This window comes from Citrobacter sp. Ce104, from assembly GCF_030334595.1.
In the GTDB taxonomy this organism is placed as follows: domain Bacteria; phylum Pseudomonadota; class Gammaproteobacteria; order Enterobacterales; family Enterobacteriaceae; genus Citrobacter; species Citrobacter europaeus.
In genome coordinates this window covers 51,756-74,161 of record NZ_JAOWDP010000058.1, presented here as the reverse complement: position 1 = coordinate 74,161, position 22,406 = coordinate 51,756, and the positions used below count along the sequence as shown (strand labels likewise).

Sequence of the window (22,406 nt, the reverse complement as noted above, 5' to 3'; positions counted from 1 at the left end):
AATCTCCGTACCTTTTGCGCCGCAAAAAAGCGATCAGATCAGTATACAGTTATTCGGTTATACGACGATAGACTGTCGGTGTAATTTCTGGCGCTTTATCGTCAAGGCTGATTGCCGCTTTGACCGCTTTCGCCGCTTCCTGCCAGCTGGCTTCATCTTTCGCGTGGATCACCGCCAGCGGACGCTGTCCATCTACACTGTCGCCCAAACGCGCCATGTCGCTAAAGCCAACGCTGTAATCAATGGTGTCCGAAGCCTGACGACGACCGCCGCCCATGGAAACGACCGCCATTCCCAGCGCACGAGTATCCATGGCGCTAACAAAGCCTTCGGTATCAGCATATACCGCTTTGCTGAGCATTGCCGTCGGCAGGTACTTCGCATAATTTTCGACGAAATCGGTCGGTCCTTTCTGCGCCGCAACCATGCGACCAAAAATCTCTGCCGCTTTACCGTTATCCAACACCGCCTGCAATTTCGCACGGGCTTCAGCGTCATCTTTCGCCAGTTTGCCGGAGATCAGCATTTCCACGCACAGCGCCATGGTGACGTCTAACAGACGTGGATTGCGGTATTCACCGGTCAGGAACTGCACCGCTTCGCGGACTTCTACCGCGTTACCAGCGCTCGAGGCCAGTACCTGGTTCATATCGGTTAACAGCGCGGTGGTACGTACACCCGCCCCGTTCGCCACGCCGACAATCGCTTCGGCAAGGGCTTCAGAAAGCTCGTAGGTCGGCATAAAGGCGCCGCTGCCTACTTTCACATCCATCACCAACGCATCCAGCCCTTCCGCCAGCTTTTTCGCCAGGATGGAGCCGGTAATCAGCGGAATGGAATCCACGGTCGCGGTAATATCGCGGGTGGCATAAAAACGTTTATCCGCCGGTGCGAGCGAGCTGGTTTGCCCAATAATCGCCACACCCACGTCTTTAATAATTTCACGGAAACGCGCGTCGTCCGGGAAGATATCAAACCCAGGAATCGCTTCCAGTTTATCGAGCGTACCGCCGGTGTGCCCCAGGCCACGCCCGGAGATCATCGGAATATAGCCGCCACAGGCAGCAACCATCGGGCCTAACATCAGTGACGTTACGTCACCCACGCCGCCGGTAGAGTGTTTATCCACAATCGGGCCGTTCAGCTGCAGGCTTTTCCAGTCCAGCACGGTTCCTGAATCACGCATTGCCATGGTCAGCGAAACTCGCTCAGGCATTGTCATATCGTGGAAGAAAATGGTCATCGCCAGGGCGGCGATTTGTCCTTCAGAGATGGTGTTGTCGCGAATACCATTGATAAAGAAACGAATTTCTTCATCGCTCAGCGCATGACCATCACGTTTTTTACGAATAATTTCTTGTGCGAGAAACACGGTAACCCCCGATTAATCAGGTTAAATGCTGCGGAAAACCCACTGCAATGAATGATTACTCTTAATAATCCAAGCCGTTGTAGGCCGGGTAAGCAACGCGCACCCGGCAGTCGTACTGATGCCGGATGGCGGCTGCGCCTTATCCGGCCTACGATGGGCAATTCAAACTTAGTAGCTGCTTGCGCTCTTACCGTCGCCATGACCCAGCGCTTTCAGCAGGCTCGCCAGCAGGCTGGATGCGCCAAAACGATAGTGACGAGAATCAGCCCAGTCAGCGCCAAACAGTTCGTCGGCAATCGCCAGGAACTGCTGTGCATCTTCTGCAGTACGCACGCCGCCAGCCGGTTTGAAACCTACGGTTTTAGAAACACCCATGTCGCGGATCACTTCCATCATGATGCGAGCGCTTTCAGGGGTCGCATTGACCGGCACTTTACCGGTAGAGGTTTTGATGAAATCAGCACCGGCTTTGATGGAGATTTCAGACGCTTTGCGAATCAGGGCTTCTTCTTTCAGTTCACCGGTTTCGATGATCACTTTCAGCAGCACGTTTGCCGCCGCGCACGCGTCTTTACAGGCTTTAACCAGATCAAAACCAACCTGCTCGTTACCCGCGATCAGCGCACGATACGGGAACACCACGTCAACTTCATCTGCACCGTAGGCTATCGCCGCGCGGGTTTCAGCCAGCGCAATCTCGATGTCGTCGTTGCCGTGCGGGAAGTTGGTGACGGTGGCAATACGGATGTCCGGCGTGCCCTGCTCTTTCAGAGTCTTACGCGCAACAGGAATGAAACGTGGATAGATGCAAATTGCTGCCGTGTTGCCAACCGGGGTCTTCGCCTGATGACACAGCGCGATCACTTTTTCATTGGTGTCGTCATCATTCAGGGTGGTCAGGTCCATCAGTTTCAGTGCACGCAGGCTGCTTGCTGTTAAATCGGTCATAACATTCTCCAACGGCATCGCCGTATAAAATTTCACCTTGCGAGTTTGTTAGTATTCTAACATCCGCTCGCTATTACACTTCGATATACATCACAGTTAATGAAAACCACATACAGATTTGCATTACTCTAATGAGATCTACTTCAAATAAATAACCTTTCCTGAGGGGATGCGGTGGCATCAGGCGCATCCGGATCAAAGGTTGTGGTGGCGTTGCTTTCTACAATGGCGTTACACCTTCGGGATAAAAAGGAATCAACGATGCCCACTTCAAGCGAACTCGCGCTGCAACAGCGTTGCCAACAAATCGTGACCAGTCCGGTGCTCAGCCCTGAGCAGAAACGCCATTTTCTGGCGCTGGAGGCTGAAAACGCGCTGCCTTATCCGCAACTGCCTGCTGAGGCACGCCAGGCGCTGGATGACGGGGTGATCTGCGATATGTACGAAGGTCACGCCCCGTTCAAACCGCGCTATGTCTTACCCGACTATGCGCGTTTTCTGGCCAACGGTTCATCGTGGCTGGAGCTGGAAGGCGCCAGCGATCTTGATGATGCGTTGTCCTTGCTCACCATCCTGTACCACCACGTTCCGTCAGTGACCTCAATGCCGGTCTATCTCGGTCAGCTCGACGCCCTGCTGCAACCATATGTTAGAATTCTAACACAAGAAGAGATCGATATTCGAATAAAACGTTTCTGGCGTTATCTCGACAGAACCCTGCCAGACGCGTTTATGCATGCCAACATCGGCCCCGCCGATACGCCAGTCACCCGAGCAATTTTACGCGCAGATGCAGAGCTAAAGCAGGTTTCACCTAATCTGACATTTATTTATGATCCGCAAATTACCCCTGACGAACTGCTGCTCAACGTGGCGCAAAATATCTGCGAGTGCAGTAAGCCGCACATTTCCAACGGTCCTGAAAATGATAAAATTTTCACAAAAGGTCAGTATGGCGTCGTCAGCTGTTACAACTCGTTGCCGCTCGCCGGAGGCGGAAGCACGCTGGTCAGGCTTAATCTGAAAGCCATTGCAGAGCGCAGTACCTCTGTCGATGACTTCTTTACGCGCACCCTACCGCACTATTGCCAACAGCAAATCGCCATCATTGATTCACGATGTGAATTCCTTTATGAAAAATCACATTTCTTTGAGAATAGCTTCCTCGTGCAGGAAGGGTTGATTGATCCCGAACGTTTTGTGCCTATGTTCGGCATGTATGGCCTGGCGGAGGCGGTGAACCTGCTGTGCGATAAGGCGGGGGAGAACGCGCGCTACGGCAAAGATGCGTTCGCCAATCAGCTCGGCTATCGTATCAGCGCCCAACTGGCGGAGTTTGTCGAAAGCACCCCGGTGAAATATGGCTGGAATCAGCGTGCGATGCTGCATGCACAGTCAGGGATCAGTTCTGACATCGGCACCACGCCGGGCGCGCGTCTGCCCTACGGCGATGAGCCGGACCCGATCACCCATCTGCAAACCGTCGCGCCGCATCACGCGTTTTATCACGCCGGGATCAGCGACATTCTCACGCTGGATGAAACCATCAAACGTAATCCTCAGGCGCTGGTGCAACTGTGCCTCGGGGCGTTTAAAGCCGGAATGCGCGAGTTTACCGCCAACGTGAGCGGCAACGATCTGGTCCGCGTCACCGGCTATATGGTCCGCCTGTCGGATCTGGAAAAATATCGTGCCGCAGGTTCACGCACCAACACCACCTGGCTTGGCGAAGAAGCCGCGCGCAATACGCGCATTCTGGAACGACAACCTCGCGTGATTAGCCATGAACAGCAGATGCGCTTCAGTAAGTAGGCTGATTCCTTTCTCCTGCGTCGACGGGCCGGGCAGTCGCCTGGCTCTGTTTCTGCAAGGATGTAATCTGCGCTGTAAAAATTGCCACAACCCGTGGACGATGGGGCGCTGCAACGACTGCGGGGAGTGTGTACTGCATTGCCCGCATGAAGCGCTGAGCCTGAGCGCGGGGAAAGTATGGTGGCAGTCCGACGTGTGTCAGCAGTGCGATACCTGCCTGCACATGTGCCCCCAGCAGGCCACGCCGATGGCGCAGAACATGAGCGTTGATGAGGTGCTGGAGCATATTCGCAAGGTAGTGCTGTTTATTGAGGGAATTACGGTCAGCGGCGGCGAAGCAACCACCCAGTTGCCGTTTATCGTGGCGCTGTTTAGCGCGATCAAAACCGATCCACTGTTGCAACACCTGACCTGCATGGTAGACAGCAACGGCATGTTAAGCGAAACCGGCTGGCAAAAATTGTTGCCGGTGTGCGACGGCGTGATGCTTGATTTAAAAGCCTGGGACAGCGTGTGCCATCGACAGCTAACTGGCCGCGATAACACGCTGATTAAACAGAGCATTACCTTTTTGTCCGGGCAGGGAAAACTGGCGGAGCTGCGCCTGCTGGTGATTCCTGGTCAGGTGGATTATCTGCAGCATATCGATGCGCTGGCGGCGTTTATCAAGCGTTCAGGTGATGTACCGGTACGGCTGAATGCCTTTCATGCGCACGGGGTGTATGGCGAAGCGAAAGACTGGCCGAGTGCAACGCCGGAGGATGTCGAGCAACTGGCGCAAGGGCTACGCGAACGCGGTGTGAATAATATGATCTTCCCAGCGCTGTACCTGTGAAATGCCGGATGGCGGCTATGCCTTATCCGGCCTACACATGAGGTCAGTCCGTAGGCCGGATAAGACGCTTTTGCGTCGCATCCGGCACGCAACAATCACACAGTAAACAACGCGGTCGTATTGCGATACAGCGCGTCAGCGATCACATCTGCAGGTTCCGGGCGCAGCTCGCATAAGACGTCAAACACTCTGACTACCTGCTCAGGGCGGTTGGGCTGTCCCTGAAAGCCGTTGAGCGGCATATCCGGCGCGTCGGTTTCCAGCAGCAGCGAGTCCAGCGGCAGTTGCGCCATTACCTCGCGGGTTTTACTGGCCCGCGGATAAGTAATGGTGCCGCCCACGCCAATTTTGTACCCCAGTTGCACAAAGCGTTCGGCCTGCTGCACGCTTCCGGAAAACCCATGCACCACGCCTGTTCGTGGCAAAGCATGGCGTTTAAGGTGCATCGCCAGCTTGTCATGAGTGCGCCGCGAATGCAGGATCACCGGCAATTCGTAACGCTTCGCCAGCTTAAGCTGCGCTTCCAGCAGTCGCTCTTGCTTGTCGAATTGCGGATCGTCCCGATACAGATCCAGCCCAATTTCGCCTACTGCCACCAGCTTTTTGGGACGCTTATCCAGCGCCTGCTGCAACTGTTCCAGGCAATCATCACCATGCTGTTCAATGACAATCGGGTGCAGCCCCAGGGCAGCAAACAATGAAGGATAATGTTCCGCTAACGCCAGTACGCGGGGAAAATTCGCCGCCTGGGTAGCCGGAACGATAATGCTTTGCACGCCGACGTCAGCCGCGCGCTGAATGCTGGCAGATTCATCGCCGGTAAACGGTGGGAAATCAAAATGACAATGCGTATCGATAAAACGATAACTCACGCCAAATCCTCATTATCAAACGTCGTGTCGTTCGCCTGAGGCGCATTGGCTACCACAGGCGCGTGGGCGTCGTTGGCCACCGGCGCGGGAGGAACCACCACCGGCCCCGGCACCACAATCTTCGGCGTCTGACGAGGCAGCGGCGCATTTTTCGCCAGCAGTTTGCCGACTGTCGCCAGGAAGTAACGACCACACAGGCGTCCTGTCTTGTAATCTTCCCGCAGCGCCGGAATACGGCTTCCCAACGCCATACTATGGAGCGGCTTGGGTGGATAGATCTCAAAGATGCGCAGTTTACCCGGCGGTTTCTCAATAAAACTTTGGATCGCGCGATAGCTGTCTTCATGGTGCTGGACCAGATTCAATAACGGTTGCAGACTGCTTTCGCCCAGCCAGCGTTCCATACGTTTGAACCACTGTGGCGTATAGTACATTTGCGAGGGTACTGTGCGGATAACCACCAGCGTTTTTGCTCCGTGCTTCGCCGCCTCTTGCACCGGTATGGCGTCGCTGACGCCACCATCAAGATAGTTCACGCCATCGAGCGCAACTCCTGTGCGGTAGAATCCGGGAATCGCGCTGGAAGCACGGATAAGATCGAGCCAATTTTGCCGATTCGGCGAAAAATAGCCCGGCGTGTAGTCATCGCCCCGACAGGCGCACATATAAAACGCTTTCCCAGCGGCAAACAGGCGCTCGGCGTTATCCATTGCCAGCGGCATCTGGGAGGCGGTCGAATCCACCAGCCAGTCGAGATCGATTAAGTTTCCCCCGCGCACAAAGCGCACCGGGTCAAAAAACTCACGTCGGGTAGTGTAACGCATGATGACTTTACGACCGTAACCAGGCTGGTTACAGAGATAAGCTGAAAGGTTTTGCGCGCCAGCGGATGTCCCGTAGAAGAGATCAAAGGGATTGAACTGCGCCCGCATGAATTCATCCAGTACGCCAGCGGTGAAAATGCCTCTTTGTCCCCCGCCTTCGCACACCAGCGCCATACTGCCTGGTTGAAACGGACGTAACGATAACGGCGCGATATTACCGAGCGTGACGGGTATTCTCTGCCCCACCTCTGCCTTCCTGTTGTTTTTGTAATAGGAGAACAAAGTAACGCAAAATGCCTGCCGCTAAAACCGTAAAAGCCAGTCCGCTGGACTGGCTGAGTAGCAAGATATCTTTACGGTTTACTTACTAGGGTCGTTTACGCCCGGTAAACAGGCTGACCAGAAACAGAATGATCCCCACCACAAAAACAATTTTCGCTGCGCCTGCAGCGGTACCCGCCAGTCCACCAAAACCCAGTGCAGCGGCAATTAACGCGATAACCAGAAATATGATGCCCCATCGAAACATGTGCTTCTCCTTTACCATAGTTAATGTCACCGCTTGATATGAGCACTCAGGCTGCCCATCGGCGATATTTTCAGTGTGGTGCACAACACGCCTCCCGACAAACGTCAGGAGGACGAATTAAGTCTAATTAGTGAGTTTTAAGATCGTTTTTGACGCTTTTCACGCCATCAATTGCTTTGGCGATGCTCTCAGCGCGATCGCTTTGAGCCTGTGATTCAACGGTTCCTGAAAGCTGTACCACGCCATCGGTGGTTTCAACCTTCACTTTGCGGGAAGGGACAATATCATCGGCCAGCAGTTTGGCTTTTACCTCACTGGTGATTGCCGTATCGCCCGCATAGCCTTTTACAGAAGTATCTTTGCTATCACGCACGTGTAATTTGTCGCTGACGGAGGTCACGCCCTCTACGCCTTTCGCCACTTTCACCGCCTCTTCGGCTTGTGCCTGGCTTTCAACAAACCCGCTTAGCGTCACCACCTTCTGATCGGTTTTGACGGAAATATCGGTGCTCTTAATGCTATCGTGGTCCACCAGCGCGGCTTTCACTTTCGCGGTGATGGTGCTGTCATCCATGAAATTACCGACTTTGTTCATAGAGCTATCGACTTTCTGCCCCGCACTTTCGACGCCGGATTGCGCTTTATCCGTCGTGGAGTTTTCTGCAAAAGCAGAACCCGTTGCAACAGCGGAAGTCAGCATCACGGCCAGCAGCGTTTTAGAAATCTTAAGTCCTGTCATTGTCATCGATGTATTCCTGTATGTTTGCTAAAAGCTATGCTCTGCCGTTATAGGGCTTGAGCCAGCAACTAATCTTGTAAGTGGAATAAATATCAGCAATAGAAGCTGCAACAGGCAGCCTAAAAAGCATTTAACGCCGACATTTATGTCATCACATTGTTAAATATAGTTCAGGATTTCGTGATCGCAGTCCAGATTGACTAAAAAACAGGCAAACAAAAGAAAAACGAGAGGTTTTAAGAACATTCCGCAAGGGATTTAAAAGACAGGGAAAGTTGCAGGGCACGGCGGATACCGTGCCCTGGAGGGTCGATTAGTGTTCGCGCGTTTTGCGGAACTGAACGTCAGGGTAACGTTCCTGGGTGAGATTCAGGTTAACCATGGTCGGCGCAATATAGGTGAGGTTATCGCCGCCATCCAGCGCCAGCTGAATTTCATTTTTACGCTTGAATTCTTCGAATTTCTTCACGTCAGAACACTCTACCCAGCGCGCAGTCGCCACGTTGACCGACTCATAAATCGCTTCAACGTTGTATTCGCTCTTCAGGCGTGAAACCACCACGTCGAACTGCAGCACACCGACGGCGCCCACGATCAAATCGTTATTGGCGATCGGACGGAAAACCTGCACTGCACCCTCTTCTGACAGCTGAACCAGCCCTTTCAGCAGCTGTTTCTGCTTCAGCGGATCCTTCAGGCGAATACGACGGAACAGCTCCGGCGCGAAGTTCGGAATACCGGTGAACTTCATCATTTCGCCCTGGGTGAAGGTATCACCAATCTGGATAGTGCCGTGGTTGTGCAGACCAAGAATATCGCCCGGATACGCTTCTTCCACGTGAGAACGGTCACCGGCCATAAAGGTCAGCGCATCGGAGATAACCACGTCTTTACCAATGCGCACCTGGCGCATTTTCATGCCTTTCTCGTACTTACCGGACACCACGCGCATGAACGCCACGCGGTCACGGTGTTTCGGGTCCATGTTGGCCTGAATTTTAAACACGAAGCCGGTGAACTTCTCTTCGGAAGCCTCAACGACGCGGGTGTCGGTTTTACGCGGCATCGGCGCAGGTGCCCACTCCACTAAACCGTCCAGCATATGGTCAACGCCGAAGTTACCCAGCGCGGTACCGAAGAAGACCGGGGTGATTTCGCCTGCGAGGAACAGCTCATGGTCGAATTCGTTAGACGCGCCCTGCACCAGCTCCAGTTCGTCACGCAACTGCTGCGCCAGGTCTTCGCCCACGGCAGCATCAAGTTCCGGGTTGTTCAGACCTTTAACAATGCGGACTTCCTGAATGGTATGGCCTTTACCCGTCTGGTACAGGTAAGTTTCGTCTTTATATAAGTGATAGACGCCTTTGAACAACTTACCGCAGCCAATCGGCCAGGTGATCGGCGCACAGCCGATTTTCAGTTCGTTCTCGACTTCATCCAGCAGCTCCATCGGATCGCGGATGTCACGGTCGAGTTTGTTCATAAAGGTCAGGATTGGCGTATCGCGCAGACGGGTAACTTCCATCAGCTTACGGGTCCTGTCCTCAACGCCTTTTGCGGCGTCAATAACCATCAGGCAGCAGTCCACCGCCGTCAGGGTACGGTAAGTATCTTCGGAGAAGTCTTCGTGCCCCGGGGTATCCAGCAGGTTGACCAGGCAGTCATGGTACGGGAACTGCATTACGGAGGTGGTAATCGAGATACCACGCTGCTTTTCCATTTCCATCCAGTCAGATTTGGCATGCTGGCTGGAGCCACGGCCTTTTACCGTACCGGCGGTCTGAATCGCCTGTCCGAATAACAGTACCTTTTCAGTAATTGTCGTTTTACCGGCATCCGGGTGAGAAATAATGGCAAAAGTGCGGCGTTTGGCCACCTCTTGCAAATAAGGAGACAACGTCATAGTCAAATCTTCTTAGGTAAGCACGGCAACGGGCCGTGCAAGTTGAATACGAAAAATTGCGGCTATTTTACCCATCAACGGGGGGGAGGCAATCAGTGTTTACACAGGAGTTGCTCCAGTTCGCTTAATGACGCTACGGTCCAGGTGGGCTGAATGCCCGCTGGCTGCTCGCGGTGGTGCGTATTTAGCCAGCAGGTGGATAGCCCAGCGTTAATGCCGCCAAGAATATCGGACTCTGCGGTGTCACCCACCATCAGCACACGGGAACGGTCAGGATTGCCCGCCTGCTCCAGCGCATGGTCAAAAATACGGGGATCGGGTTTTGCCACGCCAACCTGCTCAGAAATCACCAGCAGGTCGAAATAGTCGCGCAGCCCCGTCCGCTCAAGGCGGATTTGTTGCAACGCCGTAAAGCCGTTAGTAATGATGCCGATTTTCGCTTTACCACGAATCGCATTGAGCAGAGAAACCGCCCCTGGCAACGGCGAGCAGATTTCCGCCATCGCATTGATGAATGCGTCGTTAAGCTGGCCTGGCTCGACCTTCAGGCGTTCAGCCCAGCTCTGGAAACGGGCATGCTGCAGTTGTAATGAGGTAATCGCGCCGTTTTGATAATCCACCCACAGCGGTTTATTTACAGCCTGGTAGTCCTGAAAATCTTCAGCGGTAAAAGTAATGCTATAGTCGAGAAACATCCGCTGTAAGCCGGTAAACGAGTCAAACGTAAACAGCGTTTCGTCGGCATCAAAGAAAATCCAGTCCCACTTCTTCATCATTACACCTTGTCTTACATGCTGATTGGTAATGCCATGATAATGGCATCTTCATGACCATCGGCCGTCGGATAGTAATTGCGCCGGATCGTTGCCTCATTAAAGCCCAGGCTTTCATATAGCGCGATAGCGGCAGCATTTGAGGCGCGCACCTCAAGCCACAGGGTCAAAATGCCACGCTTTTCCAGCTCATCGATCAGGTGCTCCAGCAGCTCACGCCCCAGGCCCCGGCGCTGAAAGTCAGGATCAACGGCGATATTGAACAGCGTAGCTTCATCCAGCACGACCTGCGTAATCGCAAAGGCGGCCATCACGTCGCCAACCCTCAACTGAAAATTGAGGTAGCGATCGCCCTGGTTGCTGGCAAATGTTTTTTCACTCCACGGAAAAGCGTGGGCGCGTTTTTCAATCTGAAATGCTGCAGGTAAATCAGTCGGCTCGAGGGAAGAAATCGTGTTCATATGCGCAGATTTGTTGCCATAACGCGGCGCGGGCCGCTGGGTTTTCCCGTAATTCATTAAACGCAGGACTCGCGACCTGAGCGCCCTCCAGCAGCAGCGGCTCATCGGTTCCCAGCCGCCAGCTATTACAGCGGCTGCCCTGCGGCAGCATGGCGACACGGTCAGGCGTCAGTTGTAAAACCTGATCCGGGCTGACGGTTAATGCGCGTAAAATATCGCTCATCAACGGTTCGGTTAGCGCGGGTAACTGTGCAGCAACCATCACCAAACGGACATGCGCAGGAATTGAAATCGCGATCTCGCCCTGCAGTGCGCCAGGACGACGCAACGACCACTGCGTAATGCCCAGTTGCTGTAACTGCCAGTCTCGTCGGGATGTCATAGCGAAACACTCCTGTAATCAGGGGCGCAAATATAGCAAATTTGTCGAATCCGCGCCATCAAACAACTATAATCCCCCGCTGTACAATTTAAGGAGCACTCCATGTCTGCTTTTACCCCGGCAAGTGAAGTCTTGCTGCGCCACAGTGATGATTTCGAACAAAGCCGTATTCTGTTTGCCGGTGATTTGCAGGATGACCTGCCTGCCCATTTTGAAAGCGCCGCCAGCCGTGCGCACACTCAGCAGCTTCACCACTGGCAGGTGCTTAACCGCCAGATGGGCGACAACGTTCGCTTCAGCCTCGTCGCGCAGGCCGATGACGTCGGCGATAGCGATACGTTAATCTACTACTGGCCGAAGAATAAGCCGGAAGCCCAGTTCCAGTTGATGAACCTTCTTTCGCTGTTACCGGTAGGTACTGATATTTTTATGGTGGGTGAGAACCGCAGCGGCGTACGTAGCGCAGAGCAGATGCTGGCCGAATACGCGCCGCTGAACAAAGTCGACAGCGCGCGTCGCTGTGGCCTGTACCATGGTCGTCTGGAAAAACAGCCGGTCTTTGATGCCGAAAAATACTGGGATGAATACCAGACCGAAAATCTGACCATCAAAACGCTGCCGGGCGTATTCAGCCGCGACGGCCTGGATGTTGGCAGCCAACTGCTGCTCTCCACGCTGACGCCACACACCAAAGGCAAAGTTCTGGATGTCGGCTGTGGCGCGGGCGTACTCTCCGTCGCGTTAGCCAGCCACTCGCCAAAAGTGCGCTTAACCCTGTGCGATGTTAGCGCCGTCGCGGTTGAAGCCAGCCGCGCAACGCTTGCCGCCAACGGGATTGAAGGTGACGTCATCGCCAGTAACGTCTTTTCTGACGTGACGGGTCGCTTTGATATGATCATCTCCAACCCACCGTTCCACGATGGGATGCAGACCAGCCTCGATGCCGCGCAGACGCTGATTCGCGGCGCAGTGCGCCACCTCAACAGCGGCGGTGAGCTGCGTATCGTGGCGAACGCCTTCCTGCCTTATCCGAAGGTACTGGATGAAGTGTTTGGCTTCCACGAAGTTATCGCGCAGACCGGGCGCTTTAAGGTCTATCGCACCGTTATGACGCGCCAGGCGAAAAAAGCCTGACCGATCCAGGCCGGATAAGGCGTTTACACCGCCATCCGACGTGACACCGATCAACGCCGGATAGCGCTAGCGCTTATCCGGCCTGGATAAAACGCCAAACCCCGAAGAAACGCCTTTTTTTTTCGGCAATCACGTTAAGTTCGATAATTAACTGTTGACGCCCTGCATAAAATCTCTAGAATTCGCCCCCGTGGTAACGATACTTTTTGAGTGTCGATGGTATGCGAAGGTGGCGGAATTGGTAGACGCGCTAGCTTCAGGTGTTAGTGTCCTTTCGGACGTGGGGGTTCAAGTCCCCCCCCTCGCACCATAATCCACGTTGATATTGCTCGCACTGGGCGAAGGTGGCGGAATTGGTAGACGCGCTAGCTTCAGGTGTTAGTGTCCTTAGGATGTGGGGGTTCGAGTCCCCCCCCTCGCACCAACGAGGCGATATCAAAAAAATAAGATGACTGTGCGAAGGTGGCGGAATTGGTAGACGCGCTAGCTTCAGGTGTTAGTGTCCTTAGGATGTGGGGGTTCGAGTCCCCCCCCTCGCACCAATTATCTTATTCCCCTCTCGGTTTTCTTCCCTGTTTTGTTCATCCCTGATTCCAGTTCATCATTATCAGAACAATGCCGCCGATCAGCGCCGCGCAAGAAGGCAACAACACAAAGTGCCGTAAACGCTTGTGGTACAACATGAGCGAAGTCAGAAGTAATCCTAATACAATCATCGCCTTCCATACGTAGACCGACAGGTCACTAAATGCCATCCCGGCAATAAGTATTCCCGGCAGCAGAACCCCCCATCCACTGCCCAGCGTACGTTGCAACATGGTATCACCTATGAAATTGATAATGATAACCAATATCATATGATAAATTTTCTCATTTGTCAGCTATGGGGCACTATCAATTATATGAGTTTTACTTAACGATTGATGACATAAATAATTTAAGGTGATAAATTGCTCGCCGGTTAGCTTTTCAACTAAAAACAATAAAAACCTCAGCGAATGTTACCCCGTTCGTTATTTGTTTTATTTACCAACACACCTTCGTACATTGCAGATAACTAACAATATTTACCTATGACAGTACAATCCTGGCGAACTCTGCGTACCAAAAAATACCAACTCTCTTTACGACTGTTTCTGCTGCTCAATGCAATCTCTGCACTGTTTACGCTTTTTTTCCCACTGTTTGCGGTGAAAGCTCTGTCTGTACCGGCACTGCTGATGCTCGTAATGAGTACATTGTTGCTGGCATGGCATGGGAAATATGCGGACAAAAGAATTAATCTCCCTTTTATTTCAATCGTTTTTGGCTTGCTATGGGCGTTACATATTTTCCTGAAATATAACGCGCTAGGTCATAATGATTATTATTTTCTATTGATCGCCCTTCTCAGCGTGCTGTTTATTGGATCTATCGCTTTTGCCAATAATATCATCGCGTTTACGCTTCACTCATTGCCATCCGTCGCCGTCTGTTTATGGCTGAACGGCAGCGAGCATGGTTTGCGAATTTTCTATTTTATGGCGCTGCCCATGGCCGGGATTGCCATCCAGCATGTTATACAAAAGCGCTACGATGGCTTCGCCCAACAGCTGATGTATAAACTGCTGGAAGAACGGGAAACCCTGAACGGACTCAGCATGCTCGACCCGCTGACCGGTTTGTACAATCGCCGGGGGCTGCAACACAGACTTGATACGCTGCTGGCCCTGAGTAATTCGAAGCACTACGTCCTGCTGCTGGATATCGACCATTTCAAAGCCTATAACGATCACTACGGGCATATGATGGGCGACCAGGCACTGATCCGGGTTTCTGCCGCGATTCGTGACTCCGTGCGTTCCCGGGACGTGGTGGCGCGCTTTGGCGGCGAAGAGTTTATGGTTCTGCTGACCGCAGTCGATCCCCAACAGGCCCAGGCAGCCGCCGAGCGCATTCGCCAGAAAGTGTACGACCTTAAAATTCCCCACATGTTTAATGAGAGCGTGGCAACTAACGTAACCGTTAGTATCGGCATTGCGCCTCTTGTTGAGCAGGATATTGAGGCCGCTATTGCCCGAGCGGATAAAGCCCTTTATGAGGCCAAGAACCTTGGGCGCAACAGCACGCTGGTCAGCGATGAACTACGGGTAAACTGCCCTTCTGCCTGAGCTATCTGTGCGGTGTCGCCCGAGATGGCGACAAAGATCTTGCCATCGCTCAACGCCAATTATAGGATTAGCAATCATTATCATTAAGATTAACATCCTTATATCGACATGGCTTATCGTTCCGCACCGATCGTTGAAGATGTCATCTGGCGTAGCCATCTCCCGGCAAAGATCCCCTCGCTGGCTGCTGCCGTACGCGCAACGATAGCCAAAACCCGTGAGCACCTGCTGGACTTCATTCGTCTGGACGAAACACCTGTGCCAGGTGCGATGACGCTGCATGAATGGACGCAACCCACGACGTTAAGTTCATTGCTGGCGGTTTATTCAGACCATATTTATCGCAATCAGCCCACGCTGACACGCGAAAATAAGCCGCTGATTTCTCTCTGGGCCCAGTGGTATATCGGCCTGATGATGCCTCCGCTCATGGTAGCTCTGCTGACGCAAAAAGAGGCTATCGATGTCTCTCCTGAACACATGCACGTAGAATTCCACGAAACGGGCCGTGCAGCCTGTTTCTGGATCGATGTGCATCAGGATCACCAGGCCACGGTCCTGTCTCCTCAACAACGTATGGAAACGCTGATTCTCACAGCGCTGACGCCGGTTGTGCAGGCGCTGGAAGCGACAGGCGAGATCAACGCGAAGCTTATCTGGAGTAATACGGGATACTTAATTCACTGGTACTTAACGGAAATGAAACCGTTGTTAGGTGAAGAACTGTTGAACACGTTGCGCCAGACCTGCTTTTTTGAGAAACAACTCTCCTGCGGCCAGGATAACCCCCTGTGGCGTACCGTTGTTCCACGCGAGGGACTACTGGTGCGCAGAACCTGCTGCCAGCGCTATCGCCTGCCCGATGTTCAACAGTGCGGTGACTGCACGCTGAAGTAAGCGAGGAGCCGTAGCCCCCCGCCAACACTTTATGCAACCTGCTGACTTTCCTCTTCTATACGCTGCGCTTCTTCTTTTTCCTGCGCTAATAGCTGCTTTTCGTAAACCTTAAAGAATGGAAAGTAGATAACAGCAGACACCAGCGCCAGCAGAACAACCAGAATGGCCGCACGATAATCCCAGCCTAACGCCCATGCCGCGCCAACCGGCGCCGGGGCCGTCCAGGGAACGACTGAAATCACTCGCCCAATTAAATCCAGTTTCATCGCCGCCCACGCCAGTACCGCATTCACCATCGGGGCCAGCAAGAAAGGGATAAAGAACACAGGGTTCATGACTATCGGCGTACCGAAAATCACCGGTTCGTTAATGTTAAAAATGCTGGGGACCACGCTCAAACGTCCGATCGAGCGTAGATGGGCCGAGCGACTCCGCAGATAGCAAATCACCAACCCCATCGTCGCGCCGGAACCACCAACCACAATGAAGAACGTCCAGAATGCTTCCATAAAGATATGCGGTAAAGGCGCCCCCTGCGCCAGCGCCGACTGGTTCATCCCGAGATTGGTGAGCCAGAACATTTGCAGCATTCCCGACACAATTGCCGCGCCATGAATGCCGGCAAACCACAGCAGATGGCCGATCAGTACTGCCAAAAGTATCGCCGGGAGAGAATCTGCCGCCGACACCAGTGGTTTAAAGATGGCCATGATGGCCTGCGGGATCAGCATGTCAAACTGCGACTGAATCACCAGGCTCAACGGGTACAGCGTCAGCACCACCACCAGCACCGGGATCAGCAGATCGAAGGAGTTTTTGATCATCGGCGGCACTTGATCGGGTAAACGAATGCCGATGTTGTGCGCCTTCAGGAAGCGCATCATTTCAACACAGTAAATGGCCACCAGGATAGCGGTGAAAATCCCCGTACCGCCCAGGCTATCAACCGGCATCGTGCCTTTGGTTTTCGGTGCAGCAATCAGTAAAAAAGCCATGATCGATAGCATCGCGCACATGAATGGATCTAACTGATGTGACTTCACATAGTGCTTGCCCAGGTTATACGCAATAGCCGCACAGATGTAGACCGACATAATCCCCATCGTCATATCAAACGGTGTAAGGATTTGGCCTTCAAACTGTTTCGCCATATCCAGCCACGCGCGGGCAAACCCCCAGGTCGTATCAGGAGAAAAAGGCGGGTAGGCAAAAACCAGCAAAAACGAGCCTACGATCATAAAGGGCATCGCCGAAATAAACCCATCGCGGATGGCCATCACATGACGTTGTGAAGAAATGCGTCCGGCAACAGGACTGACATAGTTTTCAACAAAGCGGAAAATTACATTAAACACAGCATGATTAGTAGACATAGCCGTTCTCCCGTTGTGCAAAACCCTGCAACCGTGCTGGCATTAACACCACCACGTAAAGCCCATTACTACTTTTCGCAACCGTGCCGGGAGGAACACCAGCGCTACTGCATTTTGAGTTAAGTTTCATAGTTGGCTCTTATTATGTGATACAGAGGAAGTGACAACTTCAGTATTAATCGTCATTTCAGCATTCTGCAACCGGTTACTGTAACCGGTTTCTTTGATTGTGAAGAGGATCGAAAAACTGCCAATGTTGCCATGTTGTTACATTAAAATATTTACAGCGAGCTTGCCCCTATGACAAATTACGCCATGCGTTTTTCTGCTGTACGCAGCTGCCTGTAGGCGATTTGGAGAGAAGAATGAGTTTGCAATCAGTGCGCCAATTTTTAGCGCAACATGCACCAGATATTGAGATCATCGAATTAGATCAGAGTACCGCTACCGTCGATCTGGCAGCAAAAGCCCATAACGTCGAACCCGGTCAGATCGCGAAAACGCTTTCGTTGAAGGTCAAGAACGACATTATTCTGGTCGTCGCCAAAGGTGATGCCCGACTGGATAACAAAAAGCTAAAGAGTACGTTCGGCGCCAAGGCCCGTATGTTGAGTAGCGATGAGGTGGTGAACGCGACGGGTCATCCCGTTGGCGGCGTTTGCCCTTTCGGACTGGAAACGCCGATTGCGGTGTACTGCGACGTCTCGTTAAAGCATTACGCTGAAGTGCTTCCCGCCGCAGGCGCCATCCACAGCGCTGTTCGAATCACACCGGAAAGGATGGCTGAGCTGACTTCCGCCACCTGGGTGGATGTGTGTCAGTGAGGCTTCATGCCCCGTGCCAGTAGCAAAACCCGGCACGGGGCGATCTGACATGACCCCTTAAGAAGCAGCCTGCAGGAAAGGCGCCGGTTCACCTGCACGCAGATACAACAGAATATCTGCCGCATCCAGCAGTCCGGCATCTGAGCTCACGCCAAGTTTCGACATCACATTAAATTTATGTGCCCGAATAGTTTTAATATTCCTCTCAAGCTGCACAGCAATCTGCGGCATTGAATAGCCATTCGACATAAAGCGCAGTATTTCGCGTTCTGTCGGGCTGAGCATCCGGCTTTGATTGATATACCAATGGTTTTTCGAACCTTCGGTTCCTCGGCTGGAGCAATTAAGTGCCGTAAATAGCGCGTCCTGAAGTACCGTTAACGAGGAAGATTTACTCACAACACCATCTAGCGGCAAGGGTGACAGAGAGCCAATTAAGCGCGCCTCCGCATCATCATCGGCAATGACCACACGCTTGATGCGCGGAAAATTAATCGCCAGCTCCGTCAGATAGGCGAGTCCAGCTCTGCGATCGGTTCTGATTGCAGAGAGAGAGAAAATAACTGCCGAAAATGGCGTTTTTAACATCGCCTGACTAAAGGCAGGCTGATTAGAAAAAAGATGAAGTTTATATCGGTCATCCGGCATGGTATTAAATAAACTCTTAATACCCACACTACTCATCGCGCACTTTTCTACCAGTGCGACGTTTCTTTTGATGCTTCTGCTTTCCATTCCGTGGTCTCTCCATAAACTGAAGGTAAATTCAGTTCTCGCGATCCTTGAGAACTGTTTATCCATGCGTACATTTCTGCATTGCTGTGTATTGATAAGCGACGCATAGCGCTGTTCTTTTGGGCACTGATTGTTTTATTGCTTTTCTTCAGCAATGTCGCAATCTGATTAATTCCCCAACCTTTTCCCAGCAGTCTCAGCACTTTTCTCTCCGAGAGCGTAAGTACAATTGAGCGGGCGCTATGGTCTGCTAACTCTGGCATCACGGGCGGAGAGAGCAGCGACTTGCTAATTCTCTCAGCACGAGTATTTCCTGCGTGAATAACATTCACTAAACTTTCAATCGGCTCGGCATCAGATAACAGCGAACTGACAGGACACATCAGCAGCTCAATGGCCAGAGGATAAAAAATACGGGAAACGAGAAAAACCCAGTGAATATCACGGTATTGAGATAATAAAGAGTAATATTGTTCGCAGACTGAACGTGGGTGATTACAGTCTCCGGATAAATCAGCAACCACCAAATCAGCGCACCGCAGCTGCAACAATGTCAGTTCTTCAACGGAACGACAGTAGGTAAGTTCGTAATCAGCGAACTGCCCCTGCATTACACCTTTAAGTCCGGTTTGTACGATTGGTAATTTACTAATAATAATTGCGTTTTTGCGGCGTCCTGGCAACATATCTCCTCCACACTCACCAGTCCGTATTCGCACTTATTAAAAATTTCCTGATAAATTAAAAATATTAATTAACAGAAAACCTCTAAACAATAGACGAGGTGAATTGTTTATCCTTGGCTTTTATTCAAATATAAAGTAATGGCGCTACAATCCCAATAGCGTCAAACTATTGAACCATTATTACAAAATTACGCATAAATACATTCTATGTACAATTAAAAGAACTACAATAGAACATTAGCGTTGCTTACGTATTTGCCATCCTGATAAATAACACTACATTTTCATAAGCGTTGTCTTTATTGATAAGCAGGTAAGGCGTCCAGGCGCGTAAGACCTGCGTCTTTTTTCGACGCAAAGATTGATCTTAGCCAGAGCCAACAGGATCATGCTTCATGATAAAAAGAAGGCATCCTTCATGCAAAGAGATCCTTATCAGTCAGAGCGAGCCATGCAAACAGAGCAGTCGTCACAGCGAACGGTTACACGGTTATGTATTCAATGCGGTCTTTTTTTACTTCAGCATGGGGCAGAAAGCGCGCTGGTTGACGAGCTATCCACCCGCCTCGGGCTGGCGCTTGGCATGGACAGCGTAGAAAGCGCTATCTCTTCTAACGCTATCGTCCTGACCACCATTAAAGATGGGCAGTGCCTGACCTCAACGCGAAAAAATCAGGATCGCGGGATTAACATGCACGTCGTGACGGAGGTGCAGCACATCGTTATTCTCGCGGAACACAAACTGCTGGATATTAAAGGCGTTGAGAAACGCTTTAGCCAGATTAAACCGCTGCGCTATCCAAGATGGCTGGTCGCCTTGATGGTCGGCTTGTCCTGCGCCTGCTTTTGTAAACTCAATAACGGCGGATGGGATGGCGCGGTGATCACCTTTTTCGCCAGCATGGTGGCGATGTATATCCGCCAGATTCTGGCGTCCCGGCATTTGCACCCGCAAATCAACTTTTGCATCACCGCGTTTGTGGCGACCACGATTTCAGGCCTGCTCCTGACGTTGCCGACGTTTAACCACACTCCAACCATCGCCATGGCCGCCAGCGTACTGCTGCTGGTTCCGGGCTTTCCGCTGATCAACTCCGTCGCGGATATGTTTAAGGGACACATTAATACCGGACTCGCCCGCTGGGCGATTGCCAGCCTGCTGACGCTGGCGACCTGCATTGGCGTCGTCATGTCGATGACCTTATGGGGGCTGCGCGGATGGGCGTGATCGATTTCATTTTGGTGCTGATGCAGGACATGATCCTGTCTGCGATCCCGGCGCTCGGCTTTGCCATGGTATTTAACGTACCGCATCGGGCGCTCCCCTGGTGCGCGTTACTCGGCGCGCTTGGGCACGGTTCGCGAACGGTGATGATGAGCACAGGGTTTAATATCGAATGGTCGACCTTTATGGCGTCATTGCTGGTCGGCTGCATTGGGATCCAGTGGTCACGCTGGTATCTGGCGCATCCGAAAGTCTTCACGGTTGCGGCAGTGATCCCTATGTTCCCTGGGATCTCCGCCTACACAGCCATGATCTCGGCGGTAAAGATCGGCCATTTTGGCTACAGCGAAGCGCTGATGATCACCCTGTTGACCAATTTCCTCAAAGCCTCATCAATTGTCGGCGCGCTCTCCATCGGGCTGTCCGTTCCGGGATTATGGCTGTATCGCAAACGCCCGCGCGTGTAGCGGCACGCTTTTTTCGCACCTCGCAGAGAGGGGAATCGCCCCCTCATCTGCTGCTCTCCTTCTTCTCTGTGTTACTATAAAAGCAGTCCCCTTCTCGGTTGTTGTTCAGTATTGAGAAACATTATGCCCAGCAAAATTTTGACGCCGGACGTCACTAGCATTGACGCCTTACTACACGATCACCACGCGGTGCTGGCCAGGTCTGCAGGCGGTGCCGTAGCCGTTTTCGCCAATAACGCGCCAGCGTTTTACGCGGTGACGCCTGCGCGACTGGCCGAGTTGTTGGCGCTTGAAGAGAAGCTGTCACGCCCGGGAAGCGATGTGACGCTGGATGCACAATTTTATGAAGAGCCGCAAGCCGCCCCCGTTGCCGTACCAATGGGGAAATTTGCGATGTACGCTGACTGGCAGCCCGATGCTGACTTTCAGCGCCAGGCCGCCCTGTGGGGCGTGGCGTTAAGAGAACCGGTCACCGCTGAAGAACTGGCCTCATTTGTTGCCTACTGGCAGGCCGAAGGCAAAGTTTTTCACCATATTCAGTGGCAGCAAAAACTGGCGCGCAGTATCCAGATTGGCCGAGCCAGCAATGGCGGAATGCCGAAGCGCGATGTGAACAGCGTCAGCGAGCCTGACAACCATATACCACCGGGTTTTAGAGGATAACGATGAAAAACGTTGGCGACCTGATGAAACGTCTGCAAAAAATGATGCCGGCTAATGTCGAGCCAGCCTTTAAAACGGGCGAGGAGCTGCTGGCATGGCAAAAAGAGCAAGGTGAAATTCGTGCCGCAGCCCTGGCCCGCGAAAACCGGGCCATGAAAATGCAGCGCACTTTCAACCGTTCCGGGATCCGTCCGCTGCATCAGAACTGTTCGTTCGATAACTATCGGGTGGAGTGCGAGGGCCAGATGAACGCCCTGAGCAAAGCCCGTCAGTACGTTGAAGAGTTTGACGGCAATATCGCCAGCTTTATCTTCTCCGGCAAGCCCGGCACCGGTAAAAACCATCTGGCCGCCGCCATCTGCAACGAACTGCTGCTGCGCGGCAAGTCGGTGCTGATCATTACCGTGGCTGATATTATGTCGGCGATGAAAGAAACCTTCAGTAATCGTGAAACCAGCGAAGAACAGTTACTCAACGATCTGAGTAACGTGGATCTGCTGGTGATCGACGAGATCGGCATGCAAACCGAATCGCGCTACGAAAAAGTGATCATCAATCAGATCGTCGATCGCCGCTCGTCTTCAAAACGACCAACAGGCATGTTAACCAACAGTAATATGGATGAAATGAACAAACTGCTGGGCGAGCGGGTAATGGACCGCATGCGGCTTGGCAACAGCCTGTGGGTAATCTTTAACTGGGAAAGCTACCGTAGTCGGGTAACCGGTAAAGAGTATTAACGTATTAGGACCACTCCTAAGACTGCCAGCGCTATACTGCGCTGAAAAGGCATAACACGAGT

The 22,406-nt window shown here is 52.5% G+C and carries 25 protein-coding genes and 3 tRNA genes; 13 read left to right on the top strand and 15 right to left on the bottom strand.

All coding sequences use genetic code 11. The features are described 5' to 3' along the window. Positions 1 to 49: 49 nt before the first annotated feature. Both deoA and deoC read right to left on the bottom strand, forming a co-directional pair. A complete protein-coding gene (deoA, locus tag OGW16_RS06955; protein ID WP_043018339.1) occupies positions 50 to 1,372 on the bottom strand; it encodes a thymidine phosphorylase in 1,323 nt (440 codons plus the stop codon). Positions 1,373 to 1,540: 168 nt separating this feature from the next. Next, complete coding sequence (deoC, locus tag OGW16_RS06950) at positions 1,541 to 2,320, bottom strand: deoxyribose-phosphate aldolase (protein WP_042312514.1); 780 nt, start codon at positions 2,318 to 2,320, stop codon at positions 1,541 to 1,543. Positions 2,321 to 2,581: 261 nt separating this feature from the next. On the opposite strand from deoC, the gene OGW16_RS06945 reads away from it, so the two are divergent. Together OGW16_RS06945 and OGW16_RS06940 are read left to right on the top strand one after the other, a co-directional pair. After that, entirely contained in the window at positions 2,582 to 4,132 is a 1,551-nt protein-coding gene (locus OGW16_RS06945) for a YjjI family glycine radical enzyme (RefSeq protein ID WP_181230797.1), read from the top strand. Next, entirely contained in the window at positions 4,104 to 4,967 is an 864-nt protein-coding gene (locus OGW16_RS06940) for a YjjW family glycine radical enzyme activase (RefSeq protein ID WP_181230798.1), read from the top strand. Before OGW16_RS06945 ends, OGW16_RS06940 begins: the two co-directional genes overlap by 29 nt. A 95-nt stretch (positions 4,968 to 5,062) precedes the next feature. On the opposite strand, the gene OGW16_RS06935 is transcribed toward OGW16_RS06940, so the two are convergent. The 8 genes from OGW16_RS06935 to holD form a co-directional block, all read right to left on the bottom strand. After that, the gene (locus tag OGW16_RS06935) at positions 5,063 to 5,839 is read right to left on the bottom strand and encodes a metal-dependent hydrolase (protein ID WP_075145241.1); all 777 of its coding nucleotides are present in this window, start codon (positions 5,837 to 5,839) and stop codon (positions 5,063 to 5,065) included. Next, on the bottom strand, positions 5,836 to 6,909 hold the full coding sequence (locus OGW16_RS06930; RefSeq protein ID WP_043018334.1) for a patatin-like phospholipase family protein: 1,074 nt from the start codon (positions 6,907 to 6,909) through the stop codon (positions 5,836 to 5,838). Before OGW16_RS06930 ends, OGW16_RS06935 begins: the two co-directional genes overlap by 4 nt. Before the next feature lie 121 nt (positions 6,910 to 7,030). Next, a complete protein-coding gene (locus OGW16_RS06925; protein WP_003019081.1) occupies positions 7,031 to 7,192 on the bottom strand; it encodes a DUF1328 domain-containing protein in 162 nt (53 codons plus the stop codon). A 127-nt stretch (positions 7,193 to 7,319) separates the two neighbouring features. Beyond that, positions 7,320 to 7,937: a molecular chaperone OsmY gene (gene osmY / locus OGW16_RS06920; RefSeq protein ID WP_043018333.1), complete on the bottom strand. Its 618-nt coding sequence runs from the start codon at positions 7,935 to 7,937 to the stop codon at positions 7,320 to 7,322. 307 nt (positions 7,938 to 8,244) lie between these two features. Beyond that, positions 8,245 to 9,834 carry a peptide chain release factor 3 gene (gene prfC, locus OGW16_RS06915; protein WP_016151601.1) on the bottom strand — a complete coding sequence of 530 codons (1,590 nt, stop codon included), beginning with the start codon at positions 9,832 to 9,834 and terminating at the stop codon, positions 8,245 to 8,247. A 92-nt stretch (positions 9,835 to 9,926) separates the two neighbouring features. Continuing rightward, entirely contained in the window at positions 9,927 to 10,607 is a 681-nt protein-coding gene (gene yjjG / locus OGW16_RS06910) for a pyrimidine 5'-nucleotidase (protein ID WP_043018332.1), read from the bottom strand. Between the two features lie 14 nt (positions 10,608 to 10,621). Beyond that, complete coding sequence (gene rimI / locus OGW16_RS06905; protein ID WP_043018331.1) at positions 10,622 to 11,068, bottom strand: ribosomal protein S18-alanine N-acetyltransferase; 447 nt, start codon at positions 11,066 to 11,068, stop codon at positions 10,622 to 10,624. Next, positions 11,037 to 11,450 carry a DNA polymerase III subunit psi gene (gene holD / locus OGW16_RS06900; protein ID WP_047406371.1) on the bottom strand — a complete coding sequence of 138 codons (414 nt, stop codon included), beginning with the start codon at positions 11,448 to 11,450 and terminating at the stop codon, positions 11,037 to 11,039. Before holD ends, rimI begins: the two co-directional genes overlap by 32 nt. A 102-nt stretch (positions 11,451 to 11,552) precedes the next feature. On the opposite strand from holD, the gene rsmC reads away from it, so the two are divergent. The 4 genes from rsmC (at position 11,553) to OGW16_RS06880 (ending at position 13,126) form a co-directional block, all read left to right on the top strand. After that, the gene (gene rsmC, locus OGW16_RS06895) at positions 11,553 to 12,584 is read left to right on the top strand and encodes a 16S rRNA (guanine(1207)-N(2))-methyltransferase RsmC (RefSeq protein ID WP_286518169.1); all 1,032 of its coding nucleotides are present in this window, start codon (positions 11,553 to 11,555) and stop codon (positions 12,582 to 12,584) included. A gap of 223 nt (positions 12,585 to 12,807) precedes the next feature. Continuing rightward, positions 12,808 to 12,894 (top strand) — tRNA-Leu (locus OGW16_RS06890). A 28-nt stretch (positions 12,895 to 12,922) separates the two neighbouring features. Then, positions 12,923 to 13,008: transfer RNA gene (locus OGW16_RS06885), tRNA-Leu, on the top strand. A 32-nt stretch (positions 13,009 to 13,040) separates the two neighbouring features. Next, positions 13,041 to 13,126, top strand: a tRNA-Leu gene (locus OGW16_RS06880). A gap of 39 nt (positions 13,127 to 13,165) precedes the next feature. Here the strand turns inward: OGW16_RS06880 and OGW16_RS06875 are convergent. Next, positions 13,166 to 13,441, bottom strand: coding sequence for a DUF1435 domain-containing protein (locus OGW16_RS06875; protein WP_043018328.1), 276 nt, complete (start codon positions 13,439 to 13,441; stop codon positions 13,166 to 13,168). 216 nt (positions 13,442 to 13,657) lie between these two features. On the opposite strand from OGW16_RS06875, the gene OGW16_RS06870 reads away from it, so the two are divergent. Beyond that, positions 13,658 to 14,734 (top strand): GGDEF domain-containing protein, encoded by a 1,077-nt coding sequence (locus tag OGW16_RS06870; RefSeq protein ID WP_043018327.1) that lies wholly within the window; start codon positions 13,658 to 13,660, stop codon positions 14,732 to 14,734. A gap of 108 nt (positions 14,735 to 14,842) precedes the next feature. After that, positions 14,843 to 15,631 carry a siderophore-iron reductase FhuF gene (fhuF, locus tag OGW16_RS06865; RefSeq protein WP_047406377.1) on the top strand — a complete coding sequence of 263 codons (789 nt, stop codon included), beginning with the start codon at positions 14,843 to 14,845 and terminating at the stop codon, positions 15,629 to 15,631. A 29-nt stretch (positions 15,632 to 15,660) separates the two neighbouring features. On the opposite strand, the gene OGW16_RS06860 is transcribed toward fhuF, so the two are convergent. Together OGW16_RS06860 and OGW16_RS06855 are read right to left on the bottom strand one after the other, a co-directional pair. Next, positions 15,661 to 17,004 carry a PTS sugar transporter subunit IIC gene (locus tag OGW16_RS06860; RefSeq protein WP_043018325.1) on the bottom strand — a complete coding sequence of 448 codons (1,344 nt, stop codon included), beginning with the start codon at positions 17,002 to 17,004 and terminating at the stop codon, positions 15,661 to 15,663. Then, entirely contained in the window at positions 16,994 to 17,134 is a 141-nt protein-coding gene (locus OGW16_RS06855) for a hypothetical protein (protein WP_181230801.1), read from the bottom strand. The genes OGW16_RS06860 and OGW16_RS06855 overlap by 11 nt, the downstream gene beginning before the upstream one ends. A gap of 235 nt (positions 17,135 to 17,369) precedes the next feature. Between OGW16_RS06855 and OGW16_RS06850 the strand changes: the two genes are divergently transcribed. After that, positions 17,370 to 17,828 carry a YbaK/EbsC family protein gene (locus tag OGW16_RS06850; protein ID WP_043018324.1) on the top strand — a complete coding sequence of 153 codons (459 nt, stop codon included), beginning with the start codon at positions 17,370 to 17,372 and terminating at the stop codon, positions 17,826 to 17,828. 57 nt (positions 17,829 to 17,885) lie between these two features. On the opposite strand, the gene bglJ is transcribed toward OGW16_RS06850, so the two are convergent. Both bglJ and OGW16_RS06840 read right to left on the bottom strand, forming a co-directional pair. Then, positions 17,886 to 18,563, bottom strand: coding sequence for a DNA-binding transcriptional activator BglJ (gene bglJ, locus OGW16_RS06845; RefSeq protein ID WP_051642787.1), 678 nt, complete (start codon positions 18,561 to 18,563; stop codon positions 17,886 to 17,888). Further along, positions 18,524 to 19,249, bottom strand: a complete 726-nt coding sequence (locus tag OGW16_RS06840; protein WP_043018322.1) for a helix-turn-helix transcriptional regulator — start codon at positions 19,247 to 19,249, stop codon at positions 18,524 to 18,526. The genes bglJ and OGW16_RS06840 overlap by 40 nt, the downstream gene beginning before the upstream one ends. Before the next feature lie 451 nt (positions 19,250 to 19,700). Between OGW16_RS06840 and OGW16_RS06835 the strand changes: the two genes are divergently transcribed. From OGW16_RS06835 to dnaC, 4 genes are all read left to right on the top strand, one after another. Further along, positions 19,701 to 20,477: a threonine/serine exporter family protein gene (locus OGW16_RS06835; protein WP_043018522.1), complete on the top strand. Its 777-nt coding sequence runs from the start codon at positions 19,701 to 19,703 to the stop codon at positions 20,475 to 20,477. Then, entirely contained in the window at positions 20,468 to 20,941 is a 474-nt protein-coding gene (locus OGW16_RS06830) for a threonine/serine exporter (RefSeq protein ID WP_047406380.1), read from the top strand. The genes OGW16_RS06835 and OGW16_RS06830 overlap by 10 nt, the downstream gene beginning before the upstream one ends. A 123-nt stretch (positions 20,942 to 21,064) precedes the next feature. Further along, the gene (gene dnaT, locus OGW16_RS06825; RefSeq protein ID WP_080625759.1) at positions 21,065 to 21,604 is read left to right on the top strand and encodes a primosomal protein DnaT; all 540 of its coding nucleotides are present in this window, start codon (positions 21,065 to 21,067) and stop codon (positions 21,602 to 21,604) included. A gap of 2 nt (positions 21,605 to 21,606) precedes the next feature. Continuing rightward, positions 21,607 to 22,344, top strand: a complete 738-nt coding sequence (dnaC, locus tag OGW16_RS06820; RefSeq protein ID WP_043018319.1) for a replicative helicase loader DnaC — start codon at positions 21,607 to 21,609, stop codon at positions 22,342 to 22,344. Positions 22,345 to 22,406: the final 62 nt, after the last annotated feature.